This is a genomic window from Pseudomonas sp. UBA3149 (genome assembly GCF_002364655.1).
GTDB classification, from domain to species: domain Bacteria; phylum Pseudomonadota; class Gammaproteobacteria; order Pseudomonadales; family Pseudomonadaceae; genus Chryseomonas; species Chryseomonas luteola.
In genome coordinates this window covers 241209-256067 of sequence record NZ_DEYV01000010.1, presented here as the reverse complement: position 1 = coordinate 256067, position 14859 = coordinate 241209, and the positions used below count along the sequence as shown (strand labels likewise).

General features: G+C 56.4%; 15 protein-coding genes. 11 read left to right on the top strand and 4 right to left on the bottom strand.

Translation table 11 applies throughout. The features are described from left to right. Positions 1–71 precede the first annotated feature (71 nt). From B3729_RS07135 to B3729_RS07120, 4 genes are all read left to right on the top strand, one after another. Positions 72–1019, top strand: coding sequence for an aldo/keto reductase (locus B3729_RS07135; RefSeq protein WP_286787489.1), 948 nt, complete (start codon positions 72–74; stop codon positions 1017–1019). Between the two features lie 282 nt (positions 1020–1301). Then, positions 1302–2417, top strand: coding sequence for a glycosyltransferase family 4 protein (locus B3729_RS07130; protein ID WP_026004019.1), 1116 nt, complete (start codon positions 1302–1304; stop codon positions 2415–2417). Further along, entirely contained in the window at positions 2410–3174 is a 765-nt protein-coding gene (locus tag B3729_RS07125; protein ID WP_286787488.1) for a DUF2334 domain-containing protein, read from the top strand. The genes B3729_RS07130 and B3729_RS07125 overlap by 8 nt, the downstream gene beginning before the upstream one ends. After that, complete coding sequence (locus tag B3729_RS07120) at positions 3171–4166, top strand: lysylphosphatidylglycerol synthase transmembrane domain-containing protein (protein ID WP_286787487.1); 996 nt, start codon at positions 3171–3173, stop codon at positions 4164–4166. Before B3729_RS07125 ends, B3729_RS07120 begins: the two co-directional genes overlap by 4 nt. On the opposite strand, the gene B3729_RS07115 is transcribed toward B3729_RS07120, so the two are convergent. Together B3729_RS07115 and purU are read right to left on the bottom strand one after the other, a co-directional pair. Next, positions 4135–4317: a hypothetical protein gene (locus tag B3729_RS07115; RefSeq protein WP_074824692.1), complete on the bottom strand. Its 183-nt coding sequence runs from the start codon at positions 4315–4317 to the stop codon at positions 4135–4137. The two genes, B3729_RS07120 and B3729_RS07115, sit on opposite strands and share 32 nt — an antisense overlap. Before the next feature lie 16 nt (positions 4318–4333). Then, positions 4334–5185 carry a formyltetrahydrofolate deformylase gene (purU, locus tag B3729_RS07110; protein ID WP_010795250.1) on the bottom strand — a complete coding sequence of 284 codons (852 nt, stop codon included), beginning with the start codon at positions 5183–5185 and terminating at the stop codon, positions 4334–4336. A gap of 228 nt (positions 5186–5413) precedes the next feature. On the opposite strand from purU, the gene mvaT reads away from it, so the two are divergent. Next, on the top strand, positions 5414–5800 hold the full coding sequence (gene mvaT / locus B3729_RS07105; RefSeq protein ID WP_010795251.1) for a histone-like nucleoid-structuring protein MvaT: 387 nt from the start codon (positions 5414–5416) through the stop codon (positions 5798–5800). Positions 5801–5863: 63 nt separating this feature from the next. On the opposite strand, the gene sbcB is transcribed toward mvaT, so the two are convergent. After that, entirely contained in the window at positions 5864–7297 is a 1434-nt protein-coding gene (gene sbcB, locus B3729_RS07100) for an exodeoxyribonuclease I (RefSeq protein ID WP_286787486.1), read from the bottom strand. A gap of 363 nt (positions 7298–7660) precedes the next feature. Here sbcB and B3729_RS07095 point away from each other — a divergent pair, with 363 nt between their 5' ends. The 6 genes from B3729_RS07095 to B3729_RS07070 are packed head-to-tail and all read left to right on the top strand — an operon-like array spanning position 7661 to position 14448. After that, positions 7661–8353, top strand: a complete 693-nt coding sequence (locus B3729_RS07095; RefSeq protein ID WP_286787700.1) for an RDD family protein — start codon at positions 7661–7663, stop codon at positions 8351–8353. Beyond that, positions 8350–9336, top strand: coding sequence for a stage II sporulation protein M (locus B3729_RS07090; protein ID WP_286787485.1), 987 nt, complete (start codon positions 8350–8352; stop codon positions 9334–9336). The genes B3729_RS07095 and B3729_RS07090 overlap by 4 nt, the downstream gene beginning before the upstream one ends. After that, positions 9323–10885 carry a DUF4129 domain-containing protein gene (locus B3729_RS07085; RefSeq protein ID WP_286787484.1) on the top strand — a complete coding sequence of 521 codons (1563 nt, stop codon included), beginning with the start codon at positions 9323–9325 and terminating at the stop codon, positions 10883–10885. The genes B3729_RS07090 and B3729_RS07085 overlap by 14 nt, the downstream gene beginning before the upstream one ends. Beyond that, positions 10882–12060 (top strand): DUF4350 domain-containing protein, encoded by a 1179-nt coding sequence (locus B3729_RS07080; protein WP_286787483.1) that lies wholly within the window; start codon positions 10882–10884, stop codon positions 12058–12060. The genes B3729_RS07085 and B3729_RS07080 overlap by 4 nt, the downstream gene beginning before the upstream one ends. Positions 12061–12103: 43 nt before the next feature. Continuing rightward, on the top strand, positions 12104–13105 hold the full coding sequence (locus tag B3729_RS07075; RefSeq protein WP_286787482.1) for an AAA family ATPase: 1002 nt from the start codon (positions 12104–12106) through the stop codon (positions 13103–13105). Between the two features lie 11 nt (positions 13106–13116). Further along, positions 13117–14448: a DUF58 domain-containing protein gene (locus B3729_RS07070; protein WP_286787481.1), complete on the top strand. Its 1332-nt coding sequence runs from the start codon at positions 13117–13119 to the stop codon at positions 14446–14448. Positions 14449–14472: 24 nt separating this feature from the next. Here the strand turns inward: B3729_RS07070 and B3729_RS07065 are convergent, their stop codons facing one another. Next, entirely contained in the window at positions 14473–14832 is a 360-nt protein-coding gene (locus tag B3729_RS07065; RefSeq protein ID WP_010795259.1) for a PilZ domain-containing protein, read from the bottom strand. Between the last annotated feature and the right edge of the window lie 27 nt (positions 14833–14859).

Genomic DNA, 14859 nt, shown 5'->3' with positions numbered 1-14859 from the left:
GTCACACCTCCTTTGAGGTCTGTTCGCCGCTTGGCAGCGGACGGTCCTATCGTCGTTAAAAGGAGAACACCATGAGCACACGTCAACTCGGTCAATCCGGCCTGCACGTTTCTCCACTTGCCTTGGGTGGGAACGTATTCGGCTGGACGCTTGATGAAGCCAAGTCGTTCACTCTACTTGATGGGCTGGTCGACCACGGGCTCAACTTCATCGATACGGCTGACGTCTACGAGCGTTGGGTACCCGGCAATCAGGGCGGTGAGTCGGAAACCATCATTGGCAACTGGTTGAAGAAGAGCGGTAAACGCGACCAGATCGTTCTGGCTACCAAGGTCGGTATGGATATGGGGGACGGTAAGAAAGGTTTACGCGCCGAGTATATTCAGCGGGCCGCAGAGGACTCCCTCAAGCGCCTGCAAACCGATCATATCGACCTGTATCAAGCCCATATCGACGATTCTGATACGCCTTTGGAAGAAACCCTGCAGGCCTTGGCCAAACTGGTCGAGCAAGGCAAGGTCCGCGCTATCGGCGCATCCAACTACAGTGCCGAACGCCTACGCGAAGCGCATCAGATCGCCCAGCGTCTTGGGATTCCGGGCTATATCAGTCTTCAGCCGCACTACAACCTCTATGAGCGTGAAGACTATGAAAAGAACCTTGAGCCTGTCGTACAGGAGTTGGGGCTGGGCGTTATCAGCTATTACTCACTGGCCAGCGGCTTTCTGACCGGTAAGTACCGCACCAAGGATGATATCAAGGGTGCCCGCAGCGATTCCGTGAAGAAATACATGACCGAGCGAGGCGTTACGATTCTGTCAGCTCTGGACGAAGTGGCCGAGGAGTATGACGCGACCCCAGCTCGTGTGGCCCTTGCCTGGCTCATGGCACGTCCCAGCGTCACGGCCCCCATTGCCAGCGCCACCTCGCTTGACCAGCTCAAGGAGTTGGCAGACGCCACCCGCCTTCAGTTGAGTGCCGAAGATATCAGCACGCTGGATCACGCCAGCGCGTACTGATATTTGGCGCTTCGAAAGACGTCGCGTTCTATTTCCTGGCTCAGGTCTCCCTGCGGTAGCGCCGCAGGGAGACCCTGTCGTGTTTGTTCTTTAGCTAACGAAGCGAAAGCTTTCGCTCTAGAACAAGGTCTTAGCGAACGTCTTTTTACTGTAATGGTCCATTCATGGGCACAGGGAGAGAACATCTGAACGCATGAGCCTGCATTATCCTTTTTACCCACAATGCTCATGTCGGTGGTTTCAGACGGTTCTTATAAGAAGCCGAACGGAGGAAGCTCCATCGTGCATATTGCTGATATGACCATGTTTTATGCACCTGCCAGCGGCGGTGTGCGCACATATATTGATGCCAAACACCGCCGTCTACGTCGTTATCCTGGGGTTCAGCACAGTGTGCTTGTTCCAGGAGAAAGCTATCGACAAAACGGCGGAATCTACGAGATTCCATCGCCCCCCCTACCCTTTGGAAAGGGCTACCGCTTTCCAGTCCGACGCGGCCCGTGGCGCAACGTACTGCACGAGCTGCAACCTGATCTGATTGAAGTGGGCGACCCCTATATGACAGCCTGGGCAGCACTGGACGCAGGTCGCCGGCTGGACGTACCCGTTATCGGTTTCTATCACTCCGACCTTCCGCTTCTGGCCAGCAACCGGCTCGGCACCTGGTTCGGCAGCAACATGAGCACCTACATCGCACGCCTGTACCGCAGCTTTGATCGTGTCCTGGCACCCAGCAAGGTCATGGTCGAAAAGCTTGAGCGCATGGGCGTGAGCAATGTATATGTGCAGCCGTTAGGGGTGGATCTTGAAACGTTCCATCCATCCTTGCGAGACCCACATCTCAAGCGCGAGCTCGGATTGGATGAGTCTACTCGTCTGATGGTGTTTGCCGGTCGCGGTTCACGGGAAAAGAATCTGCCCATCCTGCTGGAAACTGCTCGTCAATTGGGCAAGCCCTATCACCTGCTGTTAGTGGGCTCGAATATGCCCAGCCACGTACCGGACAACGTTACGGTCATGAATGGCTTTCGCCCGGCATCCGAAGTTGCACGCCTGGTCGCTAGTTGCGACGTACTGCTGCACGCAGGGCATCAGGAGACTTTTGGCCTGGTGGCGCTCGAGGCCATGGCCTGTGGTATTCCGGTTGTTGCCGTCAAGGCAGGTGCCCTGGCGGAAATCGTTCCCTTCAATACCGGACGCCTTTGCCAACCCCATGATCCAGTTTCCATGGCGGCCACCGTACGCGAGCTCTTCGAGGACGACGCCCGTCTCGTGGGCCGTCAGGCCCGCCAACATGTAGAGGCCCATCATGCCTGGGATACAGTAGTCGCGGGTCTGCTCTCCCACTATCATGCCGTGCTGGGTACGTCTGAAATGCCGGTAGCTGCACATGGTTGAACGCAATGTCATGCTGGTGCTACATGATGTGGCACCAGAAACCTGGAAAGATTATCAGCCCTTTGTTGAGGCGGTAGACGCACTGGGCAATGTGCCCATGACGCTGTTGGTCGTTCCCGATTTCCATCATCGTAACCCGCTCGATCAGCATCCAGCCTTCATCAAGCTCATGGACCAGCGTCTGGCTCGCGGCGATGAACTGGCGCTTCATGGCTACTTCCACTGTGATGATGCCCCAGCGCCCACGAATCCGCGTGACTGGTTCATGCGCAGGGTTTACACCTACGAGGGTGAGTTCTACACCCTTGATGAAGCACAGGCCCGCGAGCGTCTTGAGAAAGGCATTGCGCTGTTTGAGCGCTTTGGCTGGCCTCTGTATGGGTTTGTGGCGCCAGCCTGGTTGATGAGCGAAGGAACACGTCGTGCCCTGAGCCAGACCGACTTGCGGTATACCAGCGATCCTCAGCATTTTTATCTGCTACCTGACCATCGCCAGGTAGAAGCGCCTGGGTTGGTATGGAGTGCCAGAAGCCCATGGCGAAGAGGCATGTCCTGGCTTATGAGCGAGCAAGCCGCTCGCCGTCATCGATCAGCGCCCCTGCTTCGCCTGGGGCTACACCCTGTCGATATGCGACATGAGTTTTCCAGGGACTACTGGCTGGGGCTACTTAAACGCCTGATGGCAGAAGGACGCACCCCCATCAATAAAATCGACTGGCTCAACCGGCATTATTTCAACGAGCGTCTCGCGGCATGAGCCGTGGTGTATGGCTGCTGCTCAGTGCATTGCTGGCAGCAGCACTCATTCCCCTCCTATTAGGCGGCACCGGGCTACTAGGCAAGCTACGGGACTTTCCACTTGATCTGCTGCTGCTCATGCTGGGCATGATAGTGCTGTGCTGGAACGTCAATGCGGTTCGCCTGCGCCTGCTACTCAGACGCCTGCATCGCACCACTCACCTTCGCTCCCTGGGCATTGTGATGGCAACCGAATTTGCCATTTGCGCCACGCCTGGCGGTGCAGGCGGTCCGTTTACCATGATGGCGCTTCTTGCACGCCGCGGCGTACGACCGGCACAAGCCACCGCAGTCTTTGCAGTGGACCATATCAGCGATCTGCTGTTTTTCGTCTGTGCGCTGATCGGCATCCTGATTTATGCCCTCTTCCATGCGCTGAATCCCCACGTAGGTTTGCTGCTGGGAGGCACGGCTGCCCTGATGACAGGAATTATCGTCCTGCTGTTCGGATTGGCACGCTTTCATCGCGCCGTTTTGCGCAGCAATGGACGAATCATGAAGCGCCTGGGCGTAAAACAGTCACGACGCCTGCGCTGGGGACGCAAGGTACTGCGCTTCCGCAATGCCTTGAAGGAAAGCTTGCGGATGCCTCACTCCACTCTGGCGGCGGTGTTTGGCCTGACAGCCCTGCATTGGTTGCTACGCAACAGCATCTTGTATATCACGCTGGTCGGTCTGGAAGCCGTCATTCCCTGGGCGTGGACCTTTCTGATACAGATGCTGGCCCTGACCGCTGGACAGGCAAGCCTGCTGCCCGGCGGCGCTGGAGGTGCGGAGTTGGCATCAGGTGCGCTGCTTACACCCATGGTGGGCAAGTCGACAGCAGCGGCAGCTATCCTGATCTGGCGAGCCGTGACGTATTACTTCTATCTCATAGCAGGCGCCCCGGTGTTCATTCACCTGGCGGGACGTCCCTTGCTTAATCGCTTGATTCGCTTTCGCCAGACGTAGAGCCAGCCAAGAGATTCTGCCAGAGCTCAGCGGCACCCGGAAAATCGGTGCCGCTGTCTTCGTTGAGCGCATCCGGGTCGTAGCGCTGCGTACATCCCTCCCCCAGGACGGGAGGAGGAAAAGCCACTGCACGCTCGAAAGGATCGCTCATAAGACCTCAGGACCTATCAGTTGAAGACGACCGTTTTGTTGCCATGTACCAGCACACGGTCTTCCAGGTGGTAGCGCAGACCACGCGACAGCACCATCTTTTCAACATCCTTGCCCAGACGCACCATGTCCTCGACATTGTCACGATGGGTGATACGCACCACATCCTGCTCGATGATCGGACCAGCATCCAGCTCCTCGGTCACGAAGTGACAGGTTGCCCCGATCAGTTTTACGCCCCGCTTGGCGGCCTGGTGGTAAGGCTTGGCCCCCACGAAGGACGGCAGAAAGCTGTGATGGATATTGATGACCTGATGCGCATAGCGCTGGCAAAGATCCGGCGGCAGGATCTGCATGTAACGCGCCAGCACCACAGTATCGGCCTGATGCTCATCGATCAGCCGGGAGACCTCGGCAAAGGCGGGCTGCTTGTCAGTCGGGTCGACCGGCACATGGAAATAAGGAATACCATGCCATTCGACCATGCTGCGCAATGCATCATGATTGGAAATGACACAAGGAATTTCACAATCCAGTTCGCCACTGTGCCAGCGATGAAGCAAGTCCGCCAAACAATGGGATTCGCGGCTGGCCATTAGTACTACACGCTTTTTAACTGCAGAGTCAGTAATGCGCCACTGCATGGAGAACTCTTTGGCTATTGGCGCAAACGCCTGATAAAAACCCTTTAAATCGAAGGGTAAAGAATCGGCGCGTATTTCGTGACGCATAAAGAACCAGCCACTCTCGGTATCGGAGTGGTGGCTGGCTTCACTAATCCAACCATTGTAAGTCGCCAGGAAGTTACTTACCTTGGCCACTATACCTACGCCGTCCGGGCAGGCAATCACCAGACGAAAAGTGCGCATAGAACAACCTCGAAAAAACGGAGGCCGCCATTCTAGCCTTGCGCACGGAAAACTTCAGCTTTCATCGACTTGCGGCGACGAATATCGCGCCTGAGTTTTAATGTTAGTTGAACATTATCAACCTTATTAACTTGTTTTATGCTTGCAAAAAGTTAATAGTAGGTTTACTTGTTGTTACGCCAACACTATCATTAAAAAAAGACCAGCCCTTGCATTGCAGGTAAATGTATGTCCCTTATCAATGAATACCGTGCCACTGAAGAAGCTATTAAAGAGCTGCAGGAGCGCCTGCGTAATCTTTCCCAAGACGATAAACTGAAAAAAGAACTGGAATTCGAAGAAAAGCTGCGCGCATTGATGGGCGAATACTCCAAGTCCCTGCGTGACATCATCGCCATTCTTGACACTGATGCCAAAAACACTCGTGGCACTCGCGGTAATGCCAAGAGCACTCAAGGCAGCGGCACCAAGCGTGCACGTAAAGTAAAGCAATACAAGAACCCGCATACAGGGGAAGTTATCGAAACCAAAGGCGGCAACCACAAAACTCTGAAAGAGTGGAAAGCCAAGTGGGGCGCCGATGATGTCGAGAGCTGGGCCACCCTGCTCGACTGATATCCGTCAGTTAGATAAAAAACGCCAGCATTGCTGGCGTTTTTTATGGGTAGTTAAAAGGTTTTAAACTCCGAACCGAGTTCTCAACTGCTGCGCATGTACTCGCCATGTATTGAGCAGGGCTTGCTGTGATTCGCTGGCGGTCTGCACCAGTGCATGCAAGGCTTCCTCAAAAGAAGACAGTGTATTGGGTGCGCCCAATTCACTATTGATCAAACGATCACGGCAGAATGAATGCCAACGCCCTTGCTCCTCAGCCGTCAAAGTATGAGAAAAGTTTCGGGCCCGATAACGGAAGTAAAGTTCAGGCAAACGTTCGTCTGTGAATAACCACCTTTTATCTACCAACTTAATAGGGTCACAGCTTCGAATCTCATCACATAAGCGTCTATCGCTCTCACATATAAAGCCATTGTACAGCTGCTGTTCAGGATCAAAGACTGCATTCTCAGCCTTTATTTTATAAAGCTGCGACAATTTGTCTCGCCATATTTTTGCCTTACTTTGTAAAAGAGCTGCACGTTGCTTGTACATCTGCATATTTATTTGCAGTCTTTCCTGATCCTGCTCTCTTAGAACAGCCAAAGGTGCCAACACCGGGCATCGGTTTATCTGGATAAGTTTAAGCGGTACTGGCAGTTCGTCATTGGCCAACAAGTCCTCACGCCGGGTATAGAGTTTTTGATGTAGCGTTTGAACGTCCAGCTCTAATATAGGGTTTGGGTCAAAGTGAAGATCACAGACAACTAACGCATTACGGTTATGAGGATGCCAGCAAAGCGGCAGTACAATGGAAAGAAAATTACGCTCGGCCGAAAACCGTCCCGAAACGTGGACTAGCGGTTTAAGTAACGTAATGTGCTCCAACACTGAACGTTTGTGTCTGAGCTGATACAAGAAATGATACAGCCGTGGCTGCCGGTCACGTACCAGCCGAGCGAGCTGTATCGTAGCGTGTACATCCGACAGAGCATCATGTGCCTGACCATGCTCCAGGTCGTTGGCCTGGGAAAGACGCTCAAGCTTCAAGGTCACCCGCCCCTCATCCTGAGGCCACTCGATGCCCTCCGGCCGCAAGGCATAGGCCGCACGTAGCAAATCGATCAGATCCCAGCGGGTATTGCCGCCCTGCCATTCCCGCGCATACGGATCGTAGAAATTTCGATACAGGCTATGCCGTGTCACTTCATCATCAAAGCGCAGCGTGTTGTAACCAGCCGTACATGTACCCGGCTGGCTTATATGAGCATGCAGGTGGGCCATGAAGGTGGCCTCGGGAAGCCCCTCGCGTTCGAGGCGCTCAGGCGTAATGCCGGTAATCAGGCAGGCAGCCGGATGCGGCAGGATATCGTCGCCCAAGCGGCAATACAGGTTGAGCGGCTCGCCAACAATGTTAAGGTCCTCATCCGTTCGCAAGCCGGCCACCTGTAGTGGGCGATCGCAGCGTGGATTGGTTCCTGTGGTTTCGAAGTCATACCAGAATATGGTGCGGCTCACGACAAAGCTCTCCTAGCTATCAGCGCCTCGAGTCGAGCACTCTGGATTTTTCAGTTGCCTATACGCCTGATGGGTCGCTAGGCTTATCATGTCGCAGGCTGCGACCGTATGTATGTCATTGAATTCATGATACCCATGGATTCCAAGCCGTGCGTCAGGATAGCCAAGCTGCGTTAACGTGCACAGACGCACCAGGCGTGGGTGATGACCTTATCAAAGGAGTGATAATGTGCTGAAGCGCTTGCCTGCCGACTGGTTATTTTTGTCGTTCCAGTCTGCGTAGGGGTTCTCATCCAATGACACCGTGTGAACACCGAGCAACCTCTTGTGCCGACCCACACTAGAGAAGGCTCACCTGTACCCATGCCACCTCCACTCGATACGCTGTTACGCGTCGAAACCCCGGAAGCCATCGACCTGATGTTGCGTCCTGCCAGCGTCATACCTCGCGCCCTGGCGTATGCCATCGACTTGGCTATTCGAGGCGCTATCATGGCGCTTGCCTACCTTGTGCTCGGCTTTCTGGGCCATGTCGGGGTTGGCTTGATCGCGCTGCTGACTTTTCTGATCAGCTGGTGGTACATGGTACTGTTTGAAGTGCTCAACCAGGGCCGCTCACCAGGCAAGCAGCTCATGAAACTGCGCGTTTTGAATGATGATGGCACCCCGGTGGGCTGGTCCGGCTCGCTGCTACGCAATCTGTTGCGCGTCGTGGATCTTCTCCCCTTCGGCTATGCCATGGGTATCCTGAGCAGCCTGTTACATCCCAGCTTCAAACGCTTGGGAGATCTAGCGGCAGGCACCCTGGTCGTTCACCAAGAGCAACCACACGAGCGCTTTACCTTACAGGACGTCATTCCATTGTCCCCCCCATTTGCGCTGGGGTTAATAGAACAGCAGGCCATTCTCTCGTTTGCCGAGCGTCAAAACGGGTTGTCTCTATCCCGTCGAGACGAGCTGGCCGCACTACTGGCAGAGCCTCTGGGGGTAGACCGCAGCGAAGCCACTGAGCGTCTGAACCGAATTGCACAAGCCCTGCTAGGGGCTCACGTATGAGGCAGGCGCCTTTCGAACAGCGCTACCAGGCTGAGTGGGCTCGCTTCAGTGAGCAGTTGTCTGCGCTGGAAAAACGCACCCCGACCTCAACGCTGGAACACAGCAAGGCATTTGTTGCTAGCTACCGTCGTCTGTGCCAGCACTTGGCACTTGCTCAGGCACGTGGTTACAGCCCCCAGCTGATTGAGCACCTGCATCAACTGACGCTGCGTGGCCACCAGCTCATCTATCGCCATCCGGGCAATATTCGGCAGCGATTGCTCGGCTTCCTGCTGGCAGACTTTCCTCGACTGGTCCGGGCAGAATGGCGCCTGGTCGCTGTAGCAAGCGCCCTCTTCTATGGCAGCCTTCTCATAATGGGTTTACTGGTCTATTACATACCTGATCTAGTCTACAGCCTGCTGGACCCCGCCCAGGTTGCCAACATGGAAAGTATGTACAGGCCGGATGCCGAGCGCATAGGAGCCTTGCCCGAGCGGGCCAGCAGTCAGGACTGGCAAATGTTCGGCTATTACATTCGCAACAATATAGGAATTGCCTTTCAGACATTTGCAGGCGGATTGCTGTATGGCCTGGGGACACTGTTCTTTCTGCTGTTCAATGGGCTTAACATCGGTGCGGTGGCAGGTTACCTGACGCAACTGGGCTCAGGCTCTACCTTCTGGCCCTTCGTGGTAGGGCACGGCGCATTTGAGCTGACAGCGATTACACTGGCCGGCTCGGCAGGCCTGAAGCTAGGCTGGGCGCTGGTGGCTCCGGGCCGGCTGCACCGCAGTGATGCCCTGCGACATGCCGCCAAACCCTGTGTTGGCATGATTGCCGGTGTCTTTGTACTGTTAACGTTGGCCGCCTTTGTCGAGGCCTATTGGTCCTCAAGCGCTGCACTCAGCCCTACCCTCAAGTACAGCGCAGGTGCGCTGTTGTGGCTGGCCGTTGGAGGTTATTTCGGGCTGGCAGGAAGAAATCGACATGCGCCTGAGTGAAAGCCAGGCGGTTATCCGCCCCCGTAGCCCTTGGGAAGCTCTGGATCTTGGCGTGAGACTCGCCCGTGAACACCAGCATATCTTGATGACCAGCTGGGCACTGCTCACCCTTCCTGTTCTGGCCCTGTTGAGCGCCGCCCTCTGGAATTATCCTTCCATCGTCATGCTGGTTTTCTGGTGGTTGAAGCCACTGTTCGAGCGGCTACCCCTGCATATTCTGTCCCGTGCGCTCTTTGGCGAAACGATTACGGCCAGACAAGCGCTGATGGCTTATCCACGGTTGCTGAGCGTACAGCTGCTGCCCAGCCTTCTATGGAGACGTTTTACGCCCAAGCGCAGCTTTCTATTACCCGTACAGCAGCTTGAAGGCTTGTCCGGCGCATCACGTCAGGCTCGTGTTCGGGTCCTGACGCAACAAGATACACAGGCCGCCTTCTGGTTGACCCTTACCGGTGCGCACATTGAAATGGCTCTTTATTTCGGTCTTCTGGGCCTGATTTATCTCTTCATTCCCTCGCAGATCGTCGAGCAACTCGACTGGCTCAAACTGATCGATGTCGAGGCTCATGGCCTGCTCTGGGTAGAGCACCTTACAAATTTGCTATATGCACTGGTTCTCCTCGTATGGGAGCCCGTCTATGTGGCGTGCGGCTTCAGTCTTTATCTGAACCGGCGTACAGCGCTGGAAGCCTGGGACATTGAGCTGGCCTTTCGACGCCTGCGCCAGCGCCTGACAGGTGCGATACCCATGCTGCTTGTGATCGGAGCCATGAGCGTTTTGCTTTCGCCGCCGCCCGTCCTGGCAGATGAGCCGTCAGCTATGGCGATCTGCCCACTGCCACCTCAGGAAGCAGCTGGCCCGGATGCGCCTCGCCTGCTGAACCAGCCCCTGAACAGTCAGGTTGCCCGGCAGCACATCGGCGTCATACTGGCGAGCCCGCCCTTCAGGAATGAGCGCACCCAGCTGGAATGGCACGTCGGCCAGCAAGACAAGAACAAGGCCTCGGTGACGTCATCCAATGGCCTGCACTGGCGGGACCTCGAAACACTTATTGCCCATGCGGCCCGCTTCATTGAGATCCTGTTATGGACGTTATTGATTGCAGGCCTTGGCGTGCTGCTCTGGCGTTACCGCGTCTGGCTAACCCTCTTTACCCGGCGAATCGCCACCAAACCTGCCAGACCTGTCGACACGCCTCGTCAGCTGTTTGGTCTGGAAGTCGCCCCGACCAGTTTACCTTCCGATATCCCTGGCGAAGCCGAGCGTCTCTGGCAACACGACCCTCGCAGCGCACTGGGGTTGCTTTATCGAGGCCTGCTGAGCCGTCTTTTGCATGACTTTCATCTGCCCTTGAAGGAGGCGCATACCGAAGGCGAAATCCTTGAGCTTGGCAGATCAATACCCAACGCCGATGTGGTCGGTTATCTGCACGGTGTGACGACCCAATGGCAGGCGCTTGCCTATGGCCATCGCATGCCTTCCCAGGAAACGCTTCAGGCGCTCTGTCACCAATGGCGTCATCTGTTTGGTCCGCAGGTGTCTGCATGACGCGTCGGCATTCGCTGTGGATTATTCTGATGGTGGCCGTCCTGCTGCTGACCGGGTTGTGGGCCTGGAAGTACATCACCCTGACAGAGACCCTGAAAGATGCAGGGCCCAGTCCAGAAGCCCGGAACAACCCCTATCTGGCTGCCGAGCGCTTTCTGAAGGAGCGGTCCATTACCATTCAACACAGTGACTCTTTTACGGTGCTGAATGGGCTGCCTTCGATAGGCCATACGTTGCTGCTGCTTGCAGAACGAGACCGTATGTCACCCGCCCAGAGTCAGCAGGTCCTGGACTGGGCCAGCCGAGGTGGACATGTCGTTTTTGTAGCCGAGCAGTTGTGGGATGAGCAGAGCAAAAAAAGCGGCGACTTCCTGCTTGACGCCATCGGAGTGCAGCAGTTGCTGACGCGCGACCTGGAGGATGAGGAGACGGATCAGCAGGACGCTGAACCCGCTCCTGCCGAAAAGTGGGCGCCGTTGACCAAGCTTTATCTGGAAAACGAACAGGAGCCAGCCTATATCGGTTTCGATGACGAGTTTCATCTGTACGACTCCAGGAATCTGGCCCAGTCCTGGGCCAACAGCGAAGCCGCTACGCACATGATGCAGCTGCCATGGGGCAACGGTCTGATTACCGTCATGACGGACCCCTGGATCTGGCAAAACACCCATATAGGCGAATATGACAATGCCTGGCTGCTCTGGTATATCACCCAGGACAGTGACGTCACGCTGCTATACCGCGCCGACAAGGAAAGCCTTGTTACGCTCATGGCACGCTACTTTCCTGAAACGCTGGCCGCCGCAGTCCTGCTTCTAGCGCTCTGGCTGTGGCAGTCAGCGCAGCGCCTGGGACCCCTGCTACCAAGTCCCGCCACTGGGCGCCGTCAGCTGAGTGAGCACCTGCAAGCCAGCGCCGAATTCATTCGCCGACATGCTGGGCTGGCCAGCCTGATCACGTTGCTGCAGAAAGATATTCAGCAGCACGCCCGACGCCGTCATCCCGGCTTCGAACGCCTCCCTGTTGCCGAGCAATGGCAGCTTCTAGGCCGCCTGGCTCGTTTGTCTGCGCATGAGATCAGCCAGAGCATGCGTCCGCTGACATCAGAGAAACTGTCTCCAATCGATTTCACGCGCCGCGTTGCACATCTGCAACGCATCAGGAAGGCACTATGAATCGCGGTGCACTTCCCTCGCGGCCTACTCAAGGAAATACGCCATGACCGAGCCTACTGCGACTCCCACGCCCCCTGATCATACGGCACAGCGTCAACGCGCCAGCAGCCTCGCTCAATCGCTGCGGCAAGCCCTCAACAAGGCATTGATAGGCCAGAGCACAGTAATTGATGATGCCCTGACCGCCCTGCTGGCTGGGGGACATGTCTTGATCGAAGGTGCACCCGGACTGGGCAAAACCCTGCTGGTTCGCGCGCTGGCTCGCTGTTTCGAAGGCAGTTTTGCACGTATTCAGTTCACACCGGACCTTATGCCCAGCGACATCACAGGTCATGCCATCTATGACCTGGCGACGGAGCAGTTCAAGCTGCGCAAGGGACCTGCCTTTACCAACCTTTTGCTGGCCGACGAGATCAACCGTGCGCCAGCAAAAACCCAGGCGGCATTGCTTGAAGTCATGCAGGAGCGGCAAATTACATTGGAAGGCCGAGCGCTGCCAGTTCCTCAACCCTTCATGGTATTAGCCACCCAAAACCCGATAGAGCAAGAAGGCACTTATCCGCTGCCAGAGGCGGAACTGGACCGTTTCATGTTCAAGCTCTATATCGACTATCCCGGCGAAGAAGACGAACGCGCCCTGGTCAGACAGGTCACTCGCTCTACACGTAGCGACATGCTGGATGTCACGCCTCTGCGCCCAATACTGCAAGCCAAGGAAATCATGGCCATGCAAAAGATTGCAGCGGACCTGCCGGTGGACGACCAAGTGCTGGATTATGCCGTGCGGCTGGCGCGCTCAACCCGTAACTGGCCCGGCATCATGCTGGGCGCCGGGCCTCGTGCCTCTATCGCCCTGCTCCGCGGCGCGCGTGCGCGAGCCCTGCTGCGGGGTGGCGAGTTCGTTCTGCCCGATGACGTGAAACAGTGTGCCCTGCCCGTTTTGCGCCACCGGATTAGACTGTCGGCAGAACTTGAAATCGACGGCATTACGGTTGATCAGGTGCTGCGGCAGATCATTGATCAATCCCCAGCCCCTCGCCTCTAATTCGCGCCTTTATGAAGCCCTCCAGACGTTTTCTGCTGATCCTGACCGGACTGCTTGGGACAGCACTGATCCTAGGTACGCTCGAGGCGCCGGGCCTCTCCGTGGCTGACACGCTACATACCGTCTGGTGGGGCGCTTTGCTGGCGCTTTTGCTGATGGCCGGAGGCGATGCTGTCAGTACCTATCGACGCGCCCCTCCCATCCTGAAGCGTACGCTGCCCGGGCAGTTATCATTGGGACGCTGGAGCGACGTTCAGCTTACGCTGTATCATTCCTATCCCCGCGAATGCTCCGTCACTCTGTTCGACCATATTCCCGCCTCCGTGGCCCACGAGCATCTACCGCTGGAGATGACTCTAAAGCCCGGCCAGCAGACCGAGGCGCACTACCGAATCAGGCCTCTGGAGCGAGGGCATATCCGCTTTCCGGCCTGTGATTGTATCCTGCCCAGCCCACTGGGATTCTGGCAGCGCCGTTACCGGCTGGAGCACCCTGGAGACGCACGGGTCTACCCGGACTTTGCCCGTCTTTATAGCTCATCGCCTCTGGCGGGCGAGCAATGGCTAGGTCAACTGGGTGTCAGGCAGAAACCTCGACGAGGCCTGGGGCTCGAGTTTCATCAGCTGCGAGAGTTTCGCCAGGGCGATACGTTGCGGCAGATGGACTGGAAAGCCACGGCACGCAAGAAAATGCCCATCGCCCGCGAATATCAGGAGGAACGGGACCAGCAGATCCTGCTGCTCCTGGACTGCGGCAGGCGTATGCGTAGCCAGGACGGTGAGCTGTCGCATTTCGACCAGGCTCTGGATGCGTGCCTGCTTCTGGCCCACGTTGCCCTTCGCCAGGGCGATGCCGTAGGTATCAGCACCTTTGCTCATGAGCAACCACGGCACGTGGCGCCTGCCAAAGGCCATGGGCAGCTGGGCCGACTGCTCAATGCCGTCTATGACCTCAAGCCTACACTGACCCCTGCCGATTACAGTTCAGCCGCCCAGCAGCTTCTCAGCCGCCAGCGTCGCCGTGCCCTGATCGTTCTGGTCACCAACCTGCGTGATGAAGATGACGATGATCTAAGGCTTGCCCTTGGCCATATCGGTCGCCAGCACCGCATGCTGATTGCCAGCCTGCGTGAAGATATCCTGGATACGAAGATGCAGCAGGTGATAGAAACCTACGAGGATGCGCTGGAATATTGTGGGGCCATGGATTACCGCCAGGCCAGGGAGTCGCTGCACGAGCGCCTGTCGGCCCAAGGTGTTGCGCTCATCGATACACGTCCGGCCGCCCTAGGCCCTGAACTGGTCAATCAGTATCTCACCTGGAAACGTGCCGGAACCCTCTGACTAAGCCTTGCAGCGTTCGTCTGCCTAAACGGACTGCTGCATGGGGTGAAAGCTGAAATAGTTACGCAGCGATTCCACCAGCTCGGTGAACTCATGCGGTGGCGCCGAGATCGAGAAGCCTGAATCGTAATACCCTGGCGTTACGTCTTCCCGACTCCACTGACAGTTGGCATCGAAGTCAATGAAGTGCAACTGCCCATCCTGACCCGGCACCTTCAAACGCAATTCGAATCTGGCCCCAACCAGCAGCGGTAGCTGGCTAATGAGCAACATCCCGTCCAGGGAAATATTACCCAGATAGCCCATGGGCCTGTCAGTGAAACGATTGAACACCTTCAGAAAGTACGGTAACTGATGGCGCTCGATATGACGATTCTGTTTCATGGACCCATCCCGGAAGTCACTGCAGTC

What these genes read in the sequence shown, in the direction of transcription:
- B3729_RS07115 (WP_074824692.1), bottom strand. Translation starts at nt 4,317, where the DNA reads ATGAGCGATCCTTTCGAGCGTGCAGTGGCTTTTCCTCCTCCCGTCCTG.
- B3729_RS07085 (WP_286787484.1), top strand. Translation starts at nt 9,323, where the DNA reads ATGCGCCTGAGTGAAAGCCAGGCGGTTATCCGCCCCCGTAGCCCTTGG.
- B3729_RS07080 (WP_286787483.1), top strand. Translation starts at nt 10,882, where the DNA reads ATGACGCGTCGGCATTCGCTGTGGATTATTCTGATGGTGGCCGTCCTG.
- B3729_RS07095 (WP_286787700.1), top strand. Translation starts at nt 7,661, where the DNA reads ATGCCACCTCCACTCGATACGCTGTTACGCGTCGAAACCCCGGAAGCC.
- purU (WP_010795250.1), bottom strand. Translation starts at nt 5,185, where the DNA reads ATGCGCACTTTTCGTCTGGTGATTGCCTGCCCGGACGGCGTAGGTATA.
- B3729_RS07075 (WP_286787482.1), top strand. Translation starts at nt 12,104, where the DNA reads ATGACCGAGCCTACTGCGACTCCCACGCCCCCTGATCATACGGCACAG.
- B3729_RS07090 (WP_286787485.1), top strand. Translation starts at nt 8,350, where the DNA reads ATGAGGCAGGCGCCTTTCGAACAGCGCTACCAGGCTGAGTGGGCTCGC.
- mvaT (WP_010795251.1), top strand. Translation starts at nt 5,414, where the DNA reads ATGTCCCTTATCAATGAATACCGTGCCACTGAAGAAGCTATTAAAGAG.
- B3729_RS07065 (WP_010795259.1), bottom strand. Translation starts at nt 14,832, where the DNA reads ATGAAACAGAATCGTCATATCGAGCGCCATCAGTTACCGTACTTTCTG.
- B3729_RS07125 (WP_286787488.1), top strand. Translation starts at nt 2,410, where the DNA reads ATGGTTGAACGCAATGTCATGCTGGTGCTACATGATGTGGCACCAGAA.
- B3729_RS07135 (WP_286787489.1), top strand. Translation starts at nt 72, where the DNA reads ATGAGCACACGTCAACTCGGTCAATCCGGCCTGCACGTTTCTCCACTT.
- B3729_RS07070 (WP_286787481.1), top strand. Translation starts at nt 13,117, where the DNA reads ATGAAGCCCTCCAGACGTTTTCTGCTGATCCTGACCGGACTGCTTGGG.
- B3729_RS07120 (WP_286787487.1), top strand. Translation starts at nt 3,171, where the DNA reads ATGAGCCGTGGTGTATGGCTGCTGCTCAGTGCATTGCTGGCAGCAGCA.